25 protein-coding genes and 1 tRNA gene are annotated in these 19,276 nt (G+C 40.3%); 6 read left to right on the forward strand and 20 right to left on the reverse strand.

The annotated features are described in order from the left end of the window. Positions 1 to 11 precede the first annotated feature (11 nt). A complete protein-coding gene (locus KDK67_RS05155; protein ID WP_250867771.1) occupies positions 12 to 1,439 on the forward strand; it encodes a DUF7289 family protein in 1,428 nt (475 codons plus the stop codon). Here the strand turns inward: KDK67_RS05155 and KDK67_RS14530 are convergent. The 3 genes from KDK67_RS14530 to KDK67_RS05165 form a co-directional block, all read right to left on the reverse strand. Then, a complete protein-coding gene (locus KDK67_RS14530; RefSeq protein WP_420846920.1) occupies positions 1,412 to 1,573 on the reverse strand; it encodes an ATP-binding protein in 162 nt (53 codons plus the stop codon). The genes KDK67_RS05155 and KDK67_RS14530 overlap by 28 nt on opposite strands. Positions 1,574 to 1,685: 112 nt before the next feature. Further along, positions 1,686 to 2,273 carry a glycerophosphoryl diester phosphodiesterase membrane domain-containing protein gene (locus tag KDK67_RS05160; RefSeq protein WP_250867772.1) on the reverse strand — a complete coding sequence of 196 codons (588 nt, stop codon included), beginning with the start codon at positions 2,271 to 2,273 and terminating at the stop codon, positions 1,686 to 1,688. Positions 2,274 to 2,342: 69 nt separating this feature from the next. Further along, a complete protein-coding gene (locus tag KDK67_RS05165; protein WP_250867773.1) occupies positions 2,343 to 3,428 on the reverse strand; it encodes a mechanosensitive ion channel family protein in 1,086 nt (361 codons plus the stop codon). Positions 3,429 to 3,698: 270 nt separating this feature from the next. Here KDK67_RS05165 and KDK67_RS05170 point away from each other — a divergent pair, with 270 nt between their 5' ends. Beyond that, entirely contained in the window at positions 3,699 to 4,022 is a 324-nt protein-coding gene (locus KDK67_RS05170; RefSeq protein WP_250867774.1) for a hypothetical protein, read from the forward strand. A gap of 399 nt (positions 4,023 to 4,421) precedes the next feature. Here the strand turns inward: KDK67_RS05170 and KDK67_RS05175 are convergent. The 7 genes from KDK67_RS05175 to KDK67_RS05205 form a co-directional block, all read right to left on the reverse strand. Further along, positions 4,422 to 4,493, reverse strand: a tRNA-Thr gene (locus KDK67_RS05175). A gap of 62 nt (positions 4,494 to 4,555) precedes the next feature. Continuing rightward, complete coding sequence (locus KDK67_RS05180; protein WP_250867775.1) at positions 4,556 to 5,077, reverse strand: chorismate--pyruvate lyase family protein; 522 nt, start codon at positions 5,075 to 5,077, stop codon at positions 4,556 to 4,558. 33 nt (positions 5,078 to 5,110) lie between these two features. Then, positions 5,111 to 5,422, reverse strand: a complete 312-nt coding sequence (locus KDK67_RS05185) for a DUF5611 family protein (RefSeq protein WP_250867776.1) — start codon at positions 5,420 to 5,422, stop codon at positions 5,111 to 5,113. A 51-nt stretch (positions 5,423 to 5,473) separates the two neighbouring features. Further along, entirely contained in the window at positions 5,474 to 5,725 is a 252-nt protein-coding gene (locus KDK67_RS05190) for a sensor histidine kinase (RefSeq protein WP_276575071.1), read from the reverse strand. Positions 5,726 to 5,740: 15 nt separating this feature from the next. Continuing rightward, entirely contained in the window at positions 5,741 to 6,055 is a 315-nt protein-coding gene (locus tag KDK67_RS05195) for a histidine kinase (RefSeq protein ID WP_250867778.1), read from the reverse strand. Between the two features lie 16 nt (positions 6,056 to 6,071). Next, positions 6,072 to 7,157, reverse strand: coding sequence for a PAS domain S-box protein (locus KDK67_RS14435; RefSeq protein ID WP_250867779.1), 1,086 nt, complete (start codon positions 7,155 to 7,157; stop codon positions 6,072 to 6,074). A 420-nt stretch (positions 7,158 to 7,577) separates the two neighbouring features. After that, positions 7,578 to 8,273, reverse strand: coding sequence for a radical SAM protein (locus KDK67_RS05205; RefSeq protein ID WP_250867780.1), 696 nt, complete (start codon positions 8,271 to 8,273; stop codon positions 7,578 to 7,580). A gap of 162 nt (positions 8,274 to 8,435) precedes the next feature. Between KDK67_RS05205 and KDK67_RS05210 the strand changes: the two genes are divergently transcribed. Next, complete coding sequence (locus KDK67_RS05210; RefSeq protein WP_250867781.1) at positions 8,436 to 8,738, forward strand: hypothetical protein; 303 nt, start codon at positions 8,436 to 8,438, stop codon at positions 8,736 to 8,738. Positions 8,739 to 8,776: 38 nt separating this feature from the next. Here KDK67_RS05210 and KDK67_RS05215 read toward each other — a convergent pair whose 3' ends face one another. From KDK67_RS05215 to ala, 9 genes are all read right to left on the reverse strand, one after another. Then, a complete protein-coding gene (locus tag KDK67_RS05215; RefSeq protein WP_250867782.1) occupies positions 8,777 to 9,772 on the reverse strand; it encodes a methanogenesis marker 2 protein in 996 nt (331 codons plus the stop codon). 40 nt (positions 9,773 to 9,812) lie between these two features. Then, entirely contained in the window at positions 9,813 to 10,751 is a 939-nt protein-coding gene (gene nifB / locus KDK67_RS05220) for a nitrogenase cofactor biosynthesis protein NifB (protein ID WP_250867783.1), read from the reverse strand. A gap of 79 nt (positions 10,752 to 10,830) precedes the next feature. Beyond that, the gene (gene queD / locus KDK67_RS05225) at positions 10,831 to 11,181 is read right to left on the reverse strand and encodes a 6-carboxytetrahydropterin synthase QueD (protein WP_250867784.1); all 351 of its coding nucleotides are present in this window, start codon (positions 11,179 to 11,181) and stop codon (positions 10,831 to 10,833) included. After that, positions 11,181 to 11,897: a 7-carboxy-7-deazaguanine synthase QueE gene (locus tag KDK67_RS05230; protein WP_250867785.1), complete on the reverse strand. Its 717-nt coding sequence runs from the start codon at positions 11,895 to 11,897 to the stop codon at positions 11,181 to 11,183. Before KDK67_RS05230 ends, queD begins: the two co-directional genes overlap by 1 nt. Beyond that, positions 11,897 to 12,454 (reverse strand): DUF366 family protein, encoded by a 558-nt coding sequence (locus KDK67_RS05235; protein WP_250867786.1) that lies wholly within the window; start codon positions 12,452 to 12,454, stop codon positions 11,897 to 11,899. Before KDK67_RS05235 ends, KDK67_RS05230 begins: the two co-directional genes overlap by 1 nt. A 13-nt stretch (positions 12,455 to 12,467) precedes the next feature. Next, complete coding sequence (gene queC / locus KDK67_RS05240) at positions 12,468 to 13,166, reverse strand: 7-cyano-7-deazaguanine synthase QueC (RefSeq protein ID WP_250867787.1); 699 nt, start codon at positions 13,164 to 13,166, stop codon at positions 12,468 to 12,470. 204 nt (positions 13,167 to 13,370) lie between these two features. After that, positions 13,371 to 13,520: a hypothetical protein gene (locus tag KDK67_RS05245; RefSeq protein ID WP_250867788.1), complete on the reverse strand. Its 150-nt coding sequence runs from the start codon at positions 13,518 to 13,520 to the stop codon at positions 13,371 to 13,373. Between the two features lie 12 nt (positions 13,521 to 13,532). Next, positions 13,533 to 14,153, reverse strand: a complete 621-nt coding sequence (locus tag KDK67_RS05250; protein WP_250867789.1) for a PEF-CTERM sorting domain-containing protein — start codon at positions 14,151 to 14,153, stop codon at positions 13,533 to 13,535. Between the two features lie 236 nt (positions 14,154 to 14,389). Continuing rightward, positions 14,390 to 15,370 carry an alanine dehydrogenase gene (gene ala, locus KDK67_RS05255; RefSeq protein WP_250867790.1) on the reverse strand — a complete coding sequence of 327 codons (981 nt, stop codon included), beginning with the start codon at positions 15,368 to 15,370 and terminating at the stop codon, positions 14,390 to 14,392. Positions 15,371 to 15,689: 319 nt separating this feature from the next. Here ala and KDK67_RS05260 point away from each other — a divergent pair, with 319 nt between their 5' ends. Continuing rightward, complete coding sequence (locus tag KDK67_RS05260) at positions 15,690 to 16,010, forward strand: DUF5658 family protein (RefSeq protein ID WP_250867791.1); 321 nt, start codon at positions 15,690 to 15,692, stop codon at positions 16,008 to 16,010. 1,264 nt (positions 16,011 to 17,274) lie between these two features. Then, on the forward strand, positions 17,275 to 17,436 hold the full coding sequence (locus KDK67_RS05265; protein ID WP_250867792.1) for a hypothetical protein: 162 nt from the start codon (positions 17,275 to 17,277) through the stop codon (positions 17,434 to 17,436). A 284-nt stretch (positions 17,437 to 17,720) separates the two neighbouring features. Here the strand turns inward: KDK67_RS05265 and KDK67_RS05270 are convergent, their stop codons facing one another. Further along, complete coding sequence (locus tag KDK67_RS05270; RefSeq protein WP_250867793.1) at positions 17,721 to 18,170, reverse strand: universal stress protein; 450 nt, start codon at positions 18,168 to 18,170, stop codon at positions 17,721 to 17,723. A gap of 438 nt (positions 18,171 to 18,608) precedes the next feature. Between KDK67_RS05270 and KDK67_RS05275 the strand changes: the two genes are divergently transcribed. Then, entirely contained in the window at positions 18,609 to 19,055 is a 447-nt protein-coding gene (locus KDK67_RS05275; RefSeq protein WP_250867794.1) for a universal stress protein, read from the forward strand. Positions 19,056 to 19,276: the final 221 nt, after the last annotated feature.

Below are 19,276 nucleotides of genomic sequence, written 5' to 3' on the forward strand. Positions count from 1 at the left end.
GAGGAGAAAGGATGGAGAAGAACTGTAAGATACATGAATGCAACTGTGGTGCATCAGCCGTTATCGGAGTACTGCTTATGTTCGCACTCACCATCGTTTCAATAAGTGCAATGCTTGTTTACAGTGTACCTATGATCTCTGACCTACAGGATAGTGCACAAGCCCAGAAAATAGAACAGGGGTTCACTATTCTGGACTCCCGTACCAGTAAAGTTGCCCTTGGAGAGTCACCCCTTCAGACAACATCAGTTTCACTTATGGGTGGAAGTATTAACGTGAACGATGATACTGTGGATGATAAGAGCAGTATTAGACTTGTCATTACCAATCTAACGAACCCCGGCTCATCAGAGGAGTTCAACTGCTCTTTTGGTACAATCGAATATACAAAAGATAACCGAAAGATAGCATATGAAGGCGGAGGGGTCTGGTCTAAATATGAAGGTAGCGGAGGAGCTGTTATGATCTCACCACCAGAGTTCCATTACAATGGAGAAACACTCACGCTTCCAATAATGTCCATCACTGGCAGATCATCATCATCCGGCAAAGGTGACACCAGTATTGCAGTTTCATCGGACAATAGACCTTCCATACTATTTCCTAACACCTCAATATCATCTTCGAGGACCAATCCCGTTACTTCAGATAAAGTATATATATACATCAAGAGCCAGTATTATGATGCCTGGGCAGATTATGCTGATACAATGATCTACACAACTGCAACTCTCGACCACGAGAACACGACCGCGATCATCGAACTCGATGTCATGCCCCCAATGGGAACATCGACACTTACCAACATGATAAAGGTCGGTGTAGTGAATACATCAAGCCCATTGCCAATATACAATTTTTCTTTTGATCTTGAAGCAGAGAATTCCAATAATAATGGATTGAATCCTGCAAAATATGAGATCGGAGCAACATCCGGTACAAAGACGCTCACATACAGCCTTGCAAAAAAAAGTGGTGCAAATCAGCTTGAAGTCCATGTAACTTATAAGGATACAGCAGCTGGAACTGAATATATTGAAGAATGGGAAGGGGTGACCACTTACCCCGTAAGCGGTAGTAAGGCAGACCAATATGCTACTGTAGATTTTCTGGATCCTGCATTCATGATGATATATGATCCACCTGGCACAGATGGCGCTAGCCCTGACTTTTCATGGAATACTTCCAGTCCCATAAGTGAACTTCCTGATGTGGAGATCTATATTACTAATGCTTCATTCTCGATGAACGACCTGACACAACATTATCTGAAACTGCTAACAAAGGATGGAGCGATCACATTCGATATTGATGGTGGGAAGCAAGACCCTGTGGATTATGAAGAATCCACAATAACGATAAATTACGATGGAAGGCCAGGAGCGATCACTTACCTGCACGTTACCAGAAATTATCTGGATGTTGCAATAATAAATTGAAAAAATAGCTTAATAGGAAGTTTGATGTGAATATCAGTTCCAACACCTTCCTCGCTTTCCATCCATATCTTTCCTTCATATGAATTAAAAGTATGTTTGCAGACATACAGACCGATACCAAATCCCCTTTTCACAAAAAGATCTTTTTACTCAGAAGTGTGTGGCGATAATTTCCCATGAAAACAATATGCAGAAACGAAATAAATTAAAAAAGATGAGGATATAGATATCCACATCTGTTAAAGATCACTGATTTTCATCATCCTGATCTGATACATCAGTATATTCAGCAGTATAATTACCCTCAGTTCCGACATAGGACACAGTGGCTGCAACCAATGCAAGTGTTATGATCGGAATGGTTACAAGGGATACGATGTAGGTAATTCCACCAATAGCACTGATGATAGCCACAATGATAAACAATACCAGACTGTCCACAAAATTCTGTTTTGAAATATCTATACTTTCCTTTATTGCATCCATGGCGCCATAGTCCTTTATGACAAGCAGAGGAAAAGAATAGATAAGGAGAATTGAAAGGATCAGACCTGGAAGTATCAGGAGCATGTAGCCTATACCAATAAGGATAACGGAGACAAGCAAAAGGACCCAGCTTTTCACAAAACGATTGAAACCCTCGAACACATCATTGATCTCGACCTTTTCTCCCCTCAGACCTTTCACAGCCATATAAGTAAGACCATAGAATAGCGGAGCTATTGTCACAATGAAGATGGAACCGAATACCACGATGATCGTAGCTACGATAAAGGCAGCAACGTTGTCCTTGAAAGCGTTCCAAGATCTACTAAATATATCTTCATAATCCAAAATGTCACCTCAAAAATAGATTGGTTCCCACACATATATAATTTTGTTAATGAGGGAACTTATAGTGGATCATTCCGGCTTCAACAAGGTATATGTGGGAAATGGTATCCCGATACCTGCTTTTTTGAACTCGATATCTATCATAGTATTTACTTCGTTGATGACACTGAACTTTTCGGAAGGATATTTTACCCAGAGTATCAAAGCAAAATCAAGACTGAAATCCCCATGATTATCAAAACGAACAGAAGGTGCCGGATCATCCAGAACGAGATCGATATCATTTCCGATCTTGAGCAGGACCTCCTTTACCTTTGAAACATCCGAACCATACTCGACCCCTATCATTATTTTTACCATCATCTGTGGTTGGGGAGAAGTGTAGTTCACGATCTTGTTGTTCGCAATGATACTATTCGGGATTATTATCATATTGTTGTAAAAATCAAGTATACGGGTACTTCTGATACCTACTTCCTGTACGAGCCCTATCTGACCATCACCGATCTCGATACGATCACCATTCTTGAACGGCTTGTCATAATAGATGGAAAGCCCACCAAAGAATTGGGATATAGCATCCTTTGCGGCAAAGGCAATGGCAATACCAACGATCCCGGCAGATGCAAAGAGAGGACCTACACTGATGCCCCAGACACCTTGGAGGATCATACCCACACCGACAAGGATGATGATGATATCAGACAACCCTTTTAGCAAGGGCAGAAGCTCATCATCCATTTTGGTTTCCGTTTTCTGCACAAGTCCGGGGAAAACATTGTCAAACAATATCTTGTTTATATTGACCAATGTAAACAGCCACATCAGAGCCAGAAGTGTCAGTAGGAGATTATTGGTAGCAATAAGGAAATACTCCCCAATACCCACTACGGAAAGGGCAAGAAAGATCCCAAAGAATATCAACGTGTAGTAGATCGGACGTTTTACAGCCCTGAGAACAAGATCATCGATCTTGAACCTGGTCTTTGCCGTGTAATGCAAAAGCACTTTCTTAAAAATAAAATCCACAGCGAAAGCAAGGATTATTGAGGAAATAATTATCAGTGCAGCCACAGCCAGCTTAGATCCCGTTGTATCAAAAAGCGATCCTGCAACCTGCTGGACGTACAAAGATATGGTATTATTGATTTGCATAACAATGGTACAATTGAAAAGAGAGTATATATTTATATGGATACACCATCCGAAACAATATTCAGCGTTTTTCTAAGTATCTCTTTGCTTGTTGCAGTAGCCCTCTTATTTTCAACCCAAAAGTCTGAGGTGCTGTCCATGTGCAACCGCATCCAAGTGCCACAGATAACATAGACCCCACAAAGCATCATTAAAGACAGAGGCTTGCGAATCCTTGAAGTAGCTATATTATATAATCATAGAACTAATAGCTTCATAGAGGATTGGAAAATGTACACCGTATATATAAAAGCAGCTAAAGATGAAAATATCTTCACCCCTTGCAATGTCAATGTTGATGCCATCAAATACATACATTGCATAGAGAACAAAGTATTCCTGGCTTTAAATCCTGAAGACGTAGGGTCCATGATCTGCATATATGCTGGAGAGCCCATCAATGCAGAAGAACAGATCGATAACATCGTATCTCTTATTGCATCAGCAAAAGCAGAGTCTGAAACATATGATATGCCCGTTATACTTGACTTTTCAGAACAGATCGACCAGCCAAAAGCCACCATGATGCGTGGTCCCCGTGCTGTTGTAAATTGAAATTCTAATTTTTAGTTGTGCCAATGGCACAACTCTTTGTTGTTAATGTAAATGTAGGTTTGAATATCATTTCAAATATTCAATAAATAGTCTTTTTTGTGATTTTTCAGCAGCAGAACAAGGAGTTCAAGGAGCTTGGTATTAACAAGCGTGCTTCTGTTCTGTCTACTCATAACACAATGAGGTATAGTCGGGTTGTTGGCTGAGCGGTAGCTATGCAGTTGTGATCTTGTCAGTCTTTTGACAAACGTTCTTTAGGCGGTGGGTCCCCCTTCCCCCCAAAGCACCATTAAGTATCCATCAGAGTTATGGATTACAAATAACCAACATAAAACAAAAAACCTTGAGAATTACGATGAAAATCTGATACAACAAAAAAACCAAACAAAAAGATAAGAAAGCCTCGGGTGGGATTTGAACCCACGACCTCGTCCTTACCAAGGACGCACTATACCCCTAAGCCACCGAGGCATCATTATTAATGGGTACAACTCCCTGATACACAAAATCAAATATGAAGCTTTCGGTTGGGTTTATAAATCCCAGCGTTCATCCACCGGGAACCTCTCATTTATCCACATCATGGTACTGTTGTCATGTACTATGTGATAGGAGCGTGAAAGTACTCTACTGGTATCGAAAATAGGCTCATTTTCGGCAATATTGATATTATCGAAATCCCTGCGGGTCTCAATGCCGCTGTTCCTCAATATCTTGCCAATGGGGATATCTGCGCGCATCAGGTCCTGGCGTATATTTTCGGGCATCCTCTCGATGGGAGATAGGGACAACGCCCTCACAAAAGGAGTGTCACCTGCTAAAAGGGTGACCAGACGATAGTTCACGTCTGACCCTTCAGGGACCTTCAACAGAGAAGACATCTCAGCATCCGCTTTAACGATATGTTGTGCTTCAGTGACCACTGAAACGTCCTTACAGGTCATGATCTCCAAAAGGAAGGTCACAGAACCATCTGTACCGGCACATACCCTCAGGCATGTAGGGATATCAAATGCCTTGAGATCCCTTAAGAATTCCGAATTAACGAATGTCACTACTGATCAATATCCGAACTTTTTTTAATATCATCACTTTGAAACTGCTTTCTTTGCTTGGTTACGGCGTTCCTTAGCAGTATATCCTGTCGCGAGCAAAAGGAAATCCCGGAAACGTTTGTTCGTATCAAGGATAAGCTCATCGTCAACAGAAGAAACATCCATGTCCGTATCCACTACAAGTTTTTTGCCATCCATATAAACAGATAACTCCTTGATAACACCATATGAAACAGAGAGCTTATCGCCATCTCTCTTGATGTCAACTGGGAAACATTTGCCTACTTCTTCATAGATCCGTTCGATGTCCGGAGAAAAACCACGTTTTAACTTATATTCCTGCATTGCAATCCCTTTCGTAAATACATTGAACACGAATAAATATTCCGGTGAAAATCAGCCTAATTTCTTCAAAGTCACCCAAAAAGCACAACCTTTTCCATCAGGACGGTCATCGACACCCACCTGACCCTTATGAAGTTCAGCTATTCTCTTAACAATTGCAAGCCCCAGACCCGCACCTTTGATATGATCAGAATTAAACCTTGTGAACCTCTCAAACAAAAAGGGTTTGTCAGCATCAAGAACTCCAATACCATTATCCCTGACCATCACTTTCCAATGATCACCAAGTTCCGCGACATCCAGCTCTACCTTGGAGCCTTACGGACTATACTTTATCGCATTGGAAAGATAGTTGACAAACACCGTATCAACCATCGGATTCGCATAAGCATGGCATTCCCCTTTAAAAACTAACGAGACATCTATCGACTTCTTGCGTGAATGAGGTCCAAGGTCCTCGATCACATTCTTCAAAATGGAAATAATATATATCATCTTAAAGTCAATATCTTCGATCGACTCCAGCTTTGCATATTTCGATGAAGATTCAATGAGATCGATCATCTTATTGTTGCTTTTGCGGATCAGCCGTACCGATCTTTCCATCACAGGATCATCTACTTTATTGGACAAGAACTCGGAATAACCCTTAATAATTCCAGCCGGTCATCAGATCATGACTTAAGATATCAACGAAAACATCCTTGGTATCATGCAGGCACTTCAACTCCTCATTGACGCGTGACAAATGTTCAATACGTTTTCTTTCGGAAAGATCTCTGGAAGTAATAAGGACTACTGGTTTTTCCTCATAATCAATAAGCCTGCAATTGAGTTCGACAGGAATACATTTTCCATCTCTTGTATTGCAGCAAGACTCTAAAAGAATAGAATGGACATTCTCGGAATTGTTCAGAACATCTATCGTTTCCATAATTAAGGCATCATCAAAAATTATAGAGTTATCCATACCAAGTAACTCGAAATACGAGTGGTCCAGCCCATCACATGCAACCTGATTGATCTCCCATATCTTACCATCAAGATCAAGGATGATCATGGGATCAGTTGCTTTTTCGAAAAAGGTCTTGAACTTGAATTCGGTCTTGCTCACATACATAGTAGCAGACAGAACAAGTCCGTTCAGTTTTTCAGAATTTGCTTGTATCGCTTCGATCGCACGTATTCGTTCTTCATTGACCTCACCATCAAGGAGAAGATCAGTATATTTTTTGATCGAAGCTGAAGGACTCAGAGGATAACACTCTGACCGCTCACAAAGGGATGTATCAAAAGAAATTGGCTCTTGCTTTTCAAAGAACGCTACAGGATCATTGTATTTAATCTGCCCTGTTATATCATAGAAATAACCAACCCAGCCTTCATTATAAATATCAGAGTCAATAGGATATAATCGGTGTTCCAACCACCTGTGGACTGCACCTTTTTTTGGGGGTATATGTAGAAATATCTTTTCACCTTTGCAAAGCTGACCGGTAACATTCGAATAACCGGAACTTACCCCGGATCCTGAGACCGAGGAAAGTATCTGGCATAGATCCATCCCAACAACAGGATCATTCTGCCCACATAGATCATGGATCAAGAAGTGATTTGCCCATTTTACCTTCAGATCACCATCTAGTACGACCACACCGACTTTCAGGTGATCCAAAACATCACTGGTCAATAAGCTGTAGATGCATTCTATATGTTTTAATGCATCGGATTCCACCTTTCGACCTCCCAAATTATAATTAAAGAATATTAGCAAACTGTTTACTTAAAATAAATAAATGCATCTTAATATTAAAACAGATCAATTTAACTTTAAGTGTCATCCGCGTGTACAAATTGTAGCATTTCATGTACATGCGTATATATCCCCTTCACGTCCATTGGACAAATATGATATTAATAACTACATATAACACCCCGTAGCACAACATAAATAAATAAGTTATTACATATTGTTATACTGAGTAAGGTTATATGATCGTTTCATACCGTACCAACACCAATCACCACAACAATTTTTTCCGTCGTTCAAAACCTTGCTCATTTTTAATTCGATCTTTTAAATATTGAAATAAATTATTACCCATATTGAACTGATTTTGCACAGGTCTTCGGAAACTTGTGGTCAGAACCAGCCTTATTTTTCAAGGACCACTTTCCCATTTACACCCATCAGAATAACGCGAGGTACGACCAGAAGGGCCTTCTTTCCGATCTTTTCCATATCCACCCATCCAGGGACAGCACTGTCATAGTCTTGAAATGGAAGATCGAAATCGGGATTGCTCAGGAACTGATAGAACAGTACTTCAGAAGCACCCTCCATATATGGGAACAAAGAAGGTAAAGTAACAAGGTTCACATAACCTGGAATTACGCGCATCCATATACGCAACCACTTTTTGCGAGCGATCTCAAGGGAGGCTCTTAACAAGGTCACATATTTATTAGTTCTCTCTTCAGACATGCCCGTCAGCTCCATAATAGCCTTCAAGTCATCAAGGGGTGCTTTCAATTCTAGGACAAAAACATGCACGTAAGGCAATGCTCCTTCCAGAACCTCAGGTTTCATCCCATTTGATTTTAACAGAACCTCTTTTCCAGCATCATTAAGTGCCTTTATGAGAGGGATAAGCTCTTTTTGCAATGTCGGCTCAGCCCCACCAAGGTGAACGGTCTTAGAATGAGAATTTTTGGCAAGATCGACAACTTCCTCCACAGACATTTCTTTGAAAGGCTGATGAATGTGAACACAATAAGGACATTTCATATTACAACCAAAAAATTCCACACGCATCATTCCATTAGAATCAGATATATCGACCAAACGCATCCATACCCTCCAGTTACAACATTAACTACCTTGAATAGTAAGTTTTTCGACAAAGGATATTAACCTATGTAACTACCTCCCCCCAGCCTTTCAAATAGGCATCACAGCGATTACTATTTATGCAGAACATGACATCAATTCATTAAATCCAAGGTGACCATAATGCCAAAAAAACTAACAATTGAAGATCTCGAAAAAAGGAAAGAGAAGATAGAGATAGAGGAAGAACTTGGCGAAAAGCTCGAAGACCTTTATGACATCATAATGCCTCCGGGAACTCCATCTTACATAATGTATGATATGATCGAAGAGTTCGAACTGGAACCGGTCGAAAGGAAACTTACTGTCAACATCGTGGAATGTGACGAAAGGAACGTTATCGCCCTTAGAGGAAAACTCGAGGTTGTAAAGGAAGCAGAACAGTATTACTTCAAAGAGATGGAAGAATATATCAACTCAAACTGATCTAATAAAAGGAATGACCTGATGGCAGTGCCACAGAGTCATTCAACATCTTCTGCACTCAATTCAATTCCGGTTATAGTATCAGAGTTCAGGTCAAAGACAACTGCTTTTTGCTCACCCGAGTATATATCCACGAGACCGGAATCATTGATGCTTCCAACTACCGCTGCAGTAATACCGACCTCTTCAAAGATACGTATACATTCATCACAGTTCTCCGGTTTTGTGCTAATGACATAACCAGTAGCAGGGTATATCTTAAGCCATTGTTCAAGCTCAAGCTCGTCAGGGATCGGGATCATATCGAGGTCCACGGATGCACCTACCTTGCTGGTCTCACATAACATACCCAGAGTTCCGATAGTACCGGGATTACTGATATCCTTTCCTGCGATCGCCAATTTCTTTTCAGCAATGGTCTGCATTACAAGGAAACGGTCACGAACTGTCTGAGCATCTTTGAAAGATGTGGTATCCCAGCTGTAAGGGGAATTTTTCCCGACCCGACCATCCATATCATAGGCAACTATTATCGAATCTCCGGGTTTTGCCATATCACTTCTGATAAGACAGTCCTTTTTGGCGACCCCGATTATTGCAACCCCAAGGGAATTGTAAGGGGTGTCAGGGTGAATGTGACCACCCACCATGGGAACACCGAACTTCTTCACGCCGTCCTTTATGCCCCGCATCATCTCTTTGCAGGCTTCAGTGTCACAAGAGGACATGACGTTCACCATTGCGACTGGCCTTCCACCCATTGCTGAAATGTCATTGACATTGACAACGACGGAAGTGTACCCGGTCCACCATTGGCTTTCCATTGCGATCTTGCCCCAGATAGCATCAGCAGCAAACAAGATCACTTCATCGCCACCAGTATCCAACACCGCAGCATCATCGCCAAAGTCAACAATGGTCTCGCCGTATTCACTACGGACATCCTCGAACATATTCACGATATCAGCAATGGACTTTTTGCGGATTACACCTTCAAAATTCCGAAGGTTCACAGCTAATTGTTCAATATCCAATCCAATCCACCCTTTAATGTCCTTAAAAATGAATGAAAGATCATTCACTGTGATCTTTCTTTTCGATCGACTCCATCTTAATGACGTTCCTGCGCTCTTCGCTCATCTGTGAGAGGTCCTTACCGATAAGACCGTAAGCATCAGACCTGCATTGGCGACAGTGCCTCATCTGCTGCACGTAAGGTTCACAGGAATCCTGCAACTCTTTACGTACTTCATTGGTTGGAGGTTCCATGTCCACGAACTTTGCCTGACATATGAGAGGCATGACGTTCATGATGAAAACACCCATTTCACGTATTTTCTTTGCAACCTCTATAATATGATCTTTATTGATCTCAGGGATCAGGACAGTGTTCACCTTTAATACCATCCCCGCCTCAACCGCTTTTTCTATTCCTTCAAGCTGGTTGGCAATGAGGATCTCTGCAGCTTCAACGCCTGTATAGGATTTGCCTTTGTAAGAGATATGGTCAACTATCTGTGCCTGAATTTCAGGATCGATGGCATTAAGAGTTACAGTAAGTGTACTTACCCCTACCCTTAGAAGCTCATCCATTTTTTCCGGCAGAGCAAGACCATTGGTACTAAGACAAAGAGTTACATTCGGGAACTCGTTCTTGATAAGTTCGAGGGTCTCAAAGGTCTCATCGTTAGCTAAAGGATCACCCGGACCTGCTACAGCTACCACCTTAATGAAAGGATGGTCTTTGAGAACCTGACGGGTCTTTTCAAGGGCTTCCTGTGGATTTAATACTTCACTTGTAACACCAGGGCGACTTTCGTTTACACAATCGAACTTACGGTCACAATAGTTGCACTGTATATTGCATTTTGGAGCAACAGCCAAATGTATTCGGCCAAATTTATGCTGCGCGTTCTTATCATAACAAGGATGTTCTGAGATCTTACGCAGAATTTCACGATCCAAACCATTTACATCATGACATTCTTCAGTGATTTTATCAGTATCAGGCAAAATATGTCCTCCGGCAGTAATAAAGCATCTGAACTTAAATTAAGACCCTTAAAGATATAGATATAGGTTTTGGAATATCTCACTCAAAACCGTTCAATTCGCACCATTTTCCATGACCTTCCCATACCTTCACAGACACTGGAAACCCAAGCTGCTCAAAAAGCTGACCATGCATGTGTTCACAGATATTTTCGGCACTTGGGAAAGGAAGAACGTCATTCAAAAGCTTATGGTCATATGTTTTGAGGATTTCCTTTACGATCTTCTTGATAATGTAAAAATCCATGACCATTCCATTCTCTTGTTTTTCGCCTTCCAGAACGATCTCTATTTTATAAGTGTGACCGTGGACTATACCACAGGTCTCGTGTTCCGGCAAATAGTGTGCACTGTCAATGTATTCTATTATTCCAAGTCTCATTTTTGTCATTATAAGCAACCCCACATTTTGTGTGTCTGAGGAATTATTAATGTATCCACTGAATCAAGCAGGTCTTTTTGCAATTGAAGCAAAAATTCAATGCCTGATGAAAAATGTTTTTGTGTAACCGGTTGAAGCACAACACAGGAAACATAGTCGGATATAGCATCCACCATCCTGTATACATCATCCGGAACAGTATCCTTTGTGACCACCAGTTTACAGAAACATTCCCTGTCCTTTGTCTGTCTGAGTGTCCTGAAACATTCGATGGTCCGTTCGAGATGTGAAACAAGGTCCTTACCTTCGAACTCATCTATGAGCTTTATGTCCCCTGAAACGTAAGAGATCTTATCCTTGATCTTTTCCGCCATATGAGGCAATGTCATGTTCGATTCCAGATACAATGGATGAGGTATATCCATTTCAGAAATGAAATCCGCATGGAGAAGAGGTTCACCACCGGTCAGGGAAACTGAATGGATATTGCCATAATTACTAAGGAGTTCACTGACCTGAGAGGTCACAAGAGGATTAGGGATGTTCTCAAAGCTGTTCGAACCCGGTGTTCTTTCAAACATGCAGACACTCGGGTCTGCCGGCTGGGTATCACAATAAGAACAATTCAGATTGCATCCAATGAAACGCACGAACGCCTGTCTCACACCAACATGAGGACCTTCGCCCTGAACGGAACAGAATATCTCACTTATGGGAGCTTCCATTAGATCACATCCAAAGGCCGTGATTTTCGCAGGTCCTTTTCAATATCATCGATCTCAGCGACATAACGTTGGCCAATGTCGGCAAGTAAGCTTACTGCCCTGGCCTCATCGATCCCGACATATTTCAGATTTCCATAGAAGTCGTGGTAGACATTGATACCAAAATGGATCTTCTGGGATACTGCCGAAGTGCTGGCTATCGAGATCGTCAATTTTTTGCCATTTACAAAAAGATCATCACCTTGACGGGTAGTCACGACACCATTAGCAGAGAGAGATTCTGCAACAATTGAAGTAAAGAGTCGCTGTCTTGCGTATACCAATTTAAGGTCAGTGGAATCGAAGTGCTCTATTAAGAAATGCAGCATATCCGTAGAATAGATCGAATCGCCCATCCTTTTGTCCTCAAGGTCTATCATATGTTCTATCTTGACATCGCATCCTCCCCGGAAGGCAACGATGGAATCATACTGAACCCCTTTCAGGTTATACGCCCAGAGAGAAGATATCTGGCTGCCATCATAATGTACTTTTTCATCTAGAACGATACATTCCATTACAAACACCTTATCATTTTAAGTCAGCTCGTTTTTTAATAAGTGGATCTTCAAACTCGGAAGCCAGGAATGCACGCTTCCTTCTCATGCAACTTTCACATACACCACAAGGCTCTTCAGCCCCGTGGTAGCAACTCCAGCTCCATTCCAGAGGTGCACCCAATTCCATTGCTTTGCGCACTATTGATACCTTATCCATATCGATCAGTGGCGCGAGTACTTTTACACCGTTAGCGGTTGAATAGGAAAAACATTCATCCACTGCGTTCACGAACTCTTTGGAATTATCCGGAAATGTTTTTGCCTCTTCACCATTGAAGCCTGCAATGACATATTCACATCCATAACTTTCAGCAAAGCTTGCTGCAATATTAATGAAAACCCCATTTCTGTTGGGTACCCACACGTTCTTTGCAGAATCCGCAGTGATGTTAGAAGGATCATCTACAATGTCTTCGATCGACAGTTCAGGAACATCCAGGTCCTTGTTCACAAGAGATGTATTCGTGATGGAACCAAGCCATTTCAGCGGAATGATCCTATGCTCGATACCATAGTGTTCACAGACAGCTCTGGAATTTTCGATCTCCTTTTCAACGGAGCGTTGACCATAATCGAATGTCAGCGCCATTACAACTTCATGGTCCTGTAATGCAATTGCAAGAGCAGCTACTGAATCAAGACCACTGCTCAGTAATAGTATTGACTTCATGACAAAACTCCGAAATAATATAATATATAGATAATACCTTAGTAATACCCCAGTATTATTTAAAGTTGCCGAGAACAAAAAATAGTAGGAAATCGATTCATGAAAACGTGGCCAATAGACATTTTTTAAAAGAAGGGAAGAAATTACTAAACCTATTATTAAATATTTAAAAAATAAATTCGAACAAAAAAGAAGAGAAAAGGATCAGCATGCCATCCTGACTGGAGTGATCCCTGACTGATCCACCATTGCGGATTCAAGACAGCGGATCGTACAATACTGCTCCTTCATGCGAGTATCATAAACGATCATCTCGCTCCCGCAAGTCTTACATTTTACTTTTACAAGCTCCATATCAAACCACCTTCATTTTCTTCTTTGTAAAAGGAACATCAATCCCAACACAATAAGCACAGGAAGTGCAATCGTTGGGAATTCAGGGATCTCTTCTGGAGAATTTGCTACCACCGTGTCAAACTTGACATCATTACCATTGGAATTGGTAGCTGTCAATGACACATCGTAAGTACCTGGAGTATTGTACACATAGATGAACTCCGATACCCTGGAATCCTCAACACCATCGCCATTCACATCCCAGGAAATGCTGGTAGCATTTTGGGACAGATCAGTGAACATGACACTGAATGGAGGAACCCCAACGGTCACATTGGAAACAAAGTCAGCCATAGGCAGGATATTTGCAGTAACCGGACCCAATGGACTTACAGGTTCTGGAGAAACATAGTCTCCATTTGACACTCTGATCTCAGGAACTACATCGTCATTTGATGTAGTTTGATTAGACAACTCTGAGAAATTACTTTCATGGCTGTCTTGCTCATACAACTCTGAGAAATTACTTTCGTGGCCGTCTTCACCTGTATTCTTAGGAAGCTCAGGAGGAGCATCCGTGATAATAGTGAGACCACTCAAAAGTAAAGTGATTAACAATAAGAGACCTACAGGTTTTATAACTGGATTCATATACACCACCCCATACAATTTTTAGTTATTACCTAATTGAAACTATGCCTATAAATAATATATAAATATATCCATACTAAATAATATAAGTATTATGATTATTATATCATTTGGAATTTCTTCTTCTCAAAAAGTAAGCACATGCCATAAAGATATATTTTCACCAGGAAAATTTCACTCGATCAATTCGTTGGCATAAACTATGAAATGATATTGCTTGATGAATGTAACATAGTTTAGAACATTGAAAGAGATCTACCCAACCCCCTTTCCTTTGCGGCAGTATAAACGATGGTTGCAGTGGCAATATCCTGAATTGCAAGCCCTGTCGAATCAAAAACAGTAATTTCCGACTCGTCCTCCCTACCAACTTTGATCCCGGCGATCACTTCCCCTATTTCAGCCCAGATACCACCGGAGGTTATGACCCCATCTGACAAAGGAACATTCACTTCCCCTGAATGTGATGCCTGAACAATATCATCCACGACCACTTTTGCACGGGTCAGAAGCATCGGGTCAAGTTCTTCCTTACCAGCTGCATCCGCACCTATGGCATTGATATGGGTACCAGGTCTGATCCATTCGGACCTGACGACCGGTTCCCTGACAGGAGTCACAGTAACAAGGATATCACAACCACAGACCTCCTCCACAGAAGATGCCACAATTATTTCAGCACCTATCTTTTGCATCATATCCCCCCTGAACCCTTCAGCCCGGTCCGTGCTTATATCATAGACCTTTACCTGATGAATATCAAAGACAAGCGACAATGCCATCAACTGTGTCTTTGCCTGATTTCCGGCACCAACAATGCCTACAACATGTGAATCCTTACGCGCAAGATATTTTGCAGCGACCCCTCCGGCAGCACCGGTACGCAGATCAGTAAGATGAGTACCATCCATCACCGCAAGAGGCTGACCGGTCTCTGTGGAGTTCAGGACGACCAGAGCCATCACCGAGGGCAGGCCTTTAGCACGATTATCAGGGTGAACATTGACTATCTTCACACCCGCAACATCCTGCTCCTCAAGATAGGCAGGCATGGTCCGAAGATCACCGTTGTGTTTATCAAAATACAGATAGGATTTAGGAGGCATTTGAACTTTCTTTTTACCATGTTGTTCAAATGCCTTTTCAACAGCTTCCATTACCGCAGAAAGCTCGAGAATAGATCTTACGTCATTCTGATCCAACCATAGAATATCCATGTCATATAACCCCAATAATCAAATGCCCGTGAAAGCTATAAACTTACTGGAGAATTTTTATTTCTCGGTTTTAACTATAATATGCATAATTGGCGTATTTATATGAGTATATGTATATTTTCAGTTTTTTTGAATGTAATAAGACATAAATAGAATTTGCAACATAGTTAATTTATCCGACTAACTATCGGAGAGTGGTGTGGTTGATTACGGCATTAAACAATTTAGAGAAGAATTGAAACATGTTTTAGTAGAGATTCTACTCTCGATAATGGCAATACTACCCGTAGCCAACTGGCTCTTTCCCGGAGGCAATGTTATGAGTAAGTTATTATCTTTCTTGCATGACATCCGATACGTCCTTTTGTTCTACATAGTCGGGGATCTCCTGACCACATACATAGGAATAAACGGAGGACATGGGTTCGAATCGAATCCATTCCTTCCATCCTTTGGCCTGACCTTTCTATTAAAGCTCTTATTCCTATGCCTGTTAGGTATCCTCTACATAAGAACGCTTGAAAGACCGATCTTATGGGATTTCACAAGACACACAATAGTATTGATCGGCATATTTGCCACAGTGAACAATCTAATTGTCATTTATTATGGGTATTCACCCATTCAGCTGGTTATCTAATGGCAAAGATCAAGTATTGAATTCACCAGAAGGGGAATCGAACCTTTGCCACACTTCCTCAAAAGCTCGCATCATCTAGGTGACAAGACATGTTCAAGATCATGAGAGACATGAAGCTGAAAAGCTTAACAAAGAATTTAGGGAGCTTGGTATTAACATGCATACACTGAACTTGACAAATTTTAAGTCGTGCACAGGTGGTAACAATTCAAGAAGAGGATGCGGCGCAGAAATAGCTATATACAAAAGAATAGTATATTAATTCAGTCATATACGCATATTTCTTTGCGTATACCGTATTTGTTCAAATCGATAGACAAATGCCTCCATATTTGCTTCTAATGTAAAAGAGGATAACAATCATGAAACTACATTTATTTATTTTACTTTCAATTATGCTGTCGGTATGTCCGGTATCCGGTGAACCTCTTGAACCTCTTGAACCGTTTCAGGACAATAATACTCAATTGATTATTGATTCTTTAAATCTCGAATCGATTAATTCGACTTCGGACTTATTTGATTCTAATTTGAGCTTGTCGGATTCCCTTATTTTAAGCTTTAAATCAATTGCCTCGAATCTGGAATTGCTAGTTTCAACTGTCGAATCAATAAATTCTCTATTAGAATCAGAAAGCTCAAATTATCCATTCTTAGATTCAATTGCGGAATCTACAAATTCAAGTCTAGCCCCGCTAAATTCGATTCTGGATTCGGTAAGATCGATTGAAGATTTGATATCTGATTTAGGCTCTATAGAAATCATTGATTCAACAAAATAACATAGTATAAATTCAGTACTTCACTAATATTTTTCCATTTGCCATATCAACGCATTTCGATAGCCTTTGTTGATAGTTCACAATATATCCTTCCTGCAGCTACACAGATGTTCCTGGTATCTTGGTGTTTTGCGATCCTAACATAAGACCATGGTTAAAACTTGGTGCTGTAGGTTCCCAAGGATACCTTTCACACCCATTGCTTATCTAAACCAATACATAACATAGGTTTTACACAACAAACACTCGTCACTAAATTAGATTCAAGACCATTGATAATAGACAAATCCGGAGATCTTAATAAATGATGGCAATTCTGGAAGTAACAAAATACACATTTTGATTCCTTTTAGTTTATCCTGGTTGATTTCCGGACATTACACACATTCCTGATTATCAATCGTATTGATAATATGACTTAATTTCTTTGAAAAATTAACTTTAACCTTTTACACATAAATGACAGTATTAAGGTGATAGAAATGTATGATTTGATAGAACAAAATAAGTCTGTGATTTTTGGGATTTGGTTCTATTTCCTAATTTCACAAATTTTGTTTCATTTCGGAGTTGCATTTATTCCTGGAATGTTAATTGGTTTTGTGTTTGGTGTTGCTACTATGGCAATAATTGAAAGAATGTAATAATTTACATTCCTACTAAAAGTGTCAAATATTAGAGATCTACAATTGTACATATAAGGTAAGATATAGGGAGAACTTATGAAAGTATTATTAATTGATGTGGATAGCAAAATCCCAAATTTAGCCTTAATGAAATTCAGCAGTTCACTAATATTTAACCCCTTCTATAATAATCCCCATTTATCTACAATATTCAACTGTTAACATCGGTTTTAGCTTCCGTCTCACCCATTCCGCAACAGTTTTTACATATGAAAATTAACAGATTTTCATGATCCCACATATCATCGCACAACCAGCACCGGTACCTTGGAATGTCTAACAACATTCTCTGCTACACTACCGATTAAGAACCTCTTAACTCCCGTCAAACCAAGTGTGCCCATCACTATCAGGTAAATATCATTTTTCTCTGCATAATCGATGATCTCTTCAGCTGGTCTGCCTTTGAGCAATACAGATTCCACCTGAACTTCAGCTTCCTTTCCAGCTTCTTCTACATATGCAGTTGCACGTCCTCCACTATCAACTAACTTATCTTCAATTCCCTTCGCCCAGCTTATGCCCCTTCGTGCAACCAGGGCATACTCATCAGAAACAACATATACTGCATAAACTTCAGCCCCAGTCCCTTTTGCAATTTCAATACCATAAGAAACTGCGTTTTTGGCATTATCTGAACCGTCGGTTGCAATCATAATTTTCTTACAAATATTTCCTTTCGTCTTGTCCACTCCCCTTTAGTCCCATAATCTAATAGAGACAGTTTATATACTCATTTTGTAGCATTTTAACTCATGAGTCTTGATAGATGCAATTTACACAACTGAAACTTATCCTAAATATATACTTTGGGCACATCTTATAAAAGTGATTTGTCAATTGATAGATAATATATAACCCTGACAATATTAAAACTTCATTTCAAATCGAGTAGTAGAGGCTTTCTTTTGCGATTGGAAATACATGCGGAGGGAATTTTACCACATATAAATGTATCGTATGATGTCGTTTATATGAGTTTAAACTGAAATTAGCGAACTACTGTAGTTGTAAATTTAAGATAGTATTAAGATTTCTACAGAGTCGGAACGTTGATATATTATTGAAGTTTATATTTATGTGGTAAAGTGCACCATGCACAGCTTACATATCAACAAGGGGGTAATTGTGTGACTGGTAAGAAATATAAGAAGATCCTGATAGCTACTGACGGATCAGAGTATGCGGATAGAGCAAGGTTATCGGGTATCGATATTGCAAAAAAACTTGATGCAAAGGTATATGCGGTTTGTGTAGTACCTACACACCCATCTTCTTCAATGCCTATAGGTTCCAGGATGATGCGATGGGATGTACCATTCAAGATCATGATGGAGGAGGCTACAAAAGCTGTTGAACAGATTGCAGATGCCTGCTCTTCGAGTGGTGTTGAGGTTGAAACTGTGATTCTTGAGGGTCATCCGGCAGAAGAGATCATCAAGTATGCAGAAGATAGCAACATGGATCTTATTGTAATGGGCAGTCTTGGAAAGACAGGATTGACAAGATTACTTATTGGAAGTGTTGCAGAGGAAGTGCTGCGTCACTCTAAGGTAGATGTTATGGTTTCAAAGTGAGTTTTCTTGCTCACCATTTTTTGATTTCTTGCATTTAGTAAATCTTTCAGATATTATCTTTTGTGACTTCTAATTATTTTAAAAATTATAGAATAGTAATTGCAATCCAATGATTATTGGGTATTGATCACATATATTATGTAAGTGAGAAGAGTGAGTTACACGTTAATTCCAGATAATTCCCTCTTCTCTCCTTCTCTTTTGTTAGTATGTACATTCCT

This window comes from Methanococcoides seepicolus (genome assembly GCF_023684405.1).
GTDB lineage: Archaea > Halobacteriota > Methanosarcinia > Methanosarcinales > Methanosarcinaceae > Methanococcoides > Methanococcoides seepicolus.

What these genes read in the sequence shown, in the direction of transcription:
- KDK67_RS05155 (WP_250867771.1), top strand. Translation starts at nt 12, where the DNA reads ATGGAGAAGAACTGTAAGATACATGAATGCAACTGTGGTGCATCAGCC.
- KDK67_RS05165 (WP_250867773.1), bottom strand. Translation starts at nt 3,428, where the DNA reads ATGCAAATCAATAATACCATATCTTTGTACGTCCAGCAGGTTGCAGGA.
- KDK67_RS05170 (WP_250867774.1), top strand. Translation starts at nt 3,699, where the DNA reads ATGTACACCGTATATATAAAAGCAGCTAAAGATGAAAATATCTTCACC.
- KDK67_RS05185 (WP_250867776.1), bottom strand. Translation starts at nt 5,422, where the DNA reads ATGCAGGAATATAAGTTAAAACGTGGTTTTTCTCCGGACATCGAACGG.
- KDK67_RS05205 (WP_250867780.1), bottom strand. Translation starts at nt 8,273, where the DNA reads ATGCGTTTGGTCGATATATCTGATTCTAATGGAATGATGCGTGTGGAA.
- KDK67_RS05210 (WP_250867781.1), top strand. Translation starts at nt 8,436, where the DNA reads ATGCCAAAAAAACTAACAATTGAAGATCTCGAAAAAAGGAAAGAGAAG.
- queD (WP_250867784.1), bottom strand. Translation starts at nt 11,181, where the DNA reads ATGACAAAAATGAGACTTGGAATAATAGAATACATTGACAGTGCACAC.
- KDK67_RS05230 (WP_250867785.1), bottom strand. Translation starts at nt 11,897, where the DNA reads ATGGAAGCTCCCATAAGTGAGATATTCTGTTCCGTTCAGGGCGAAGGT.
- KDK67_RS05235 (WP_250867786.1), bottom strand. Translation starts at nt 12,454, where the DNA reads ATGGAATGTATCGTTCTAGATGAAAAAGTACATTATGATGGCAGCCAG.
- queC (WP_250867787.1), bottom strand. Translation starts at nt 13,166, where the DNA reads ATGAAGTCAATACTATTACTGAGCAGTGGTCTTGATTCAGTAGCTGCT.
- KDK67_RS05245 (WP_250867788.1), bottom strand. Translation starts at nt 13,520, where the DNA reads ATGGAGCTTGTAAAAGTAAAATGTAAGACTTGCGGGAGCGAGATGATC.
- KDK67_RS05250 (WP_250867789.1), bottom strand. Translation starts at nt 14,153, where the DNA reads ATGAATCCAGTTATAAAACCTGTAGGTCTCTTATTGTTAATCACTTTA.
- ala (WP_250867790.1), bottom strand. Translation starts at nt 15,370, where the DNA reads ATGGATATTCTATGGTTGGATCAGAATGACGTAAGATCTATTCTCGAG.
- KDK67_RS05260 (WP_250867791.1), top strand. Translation starts at nt 15,690, where the DNA reads ATGAGTAAGTTATTATCTTTCTTGCATGACATCCGATACGTCCTTTTG.
- KDK67_RS05265 (WP_250867792.1), top strand. Translation starts at nt 17,275, where the DNA reads ATGTATGATTTGATAGAACAAAATAAGTCTGTGATTTTTGGGATTTGG.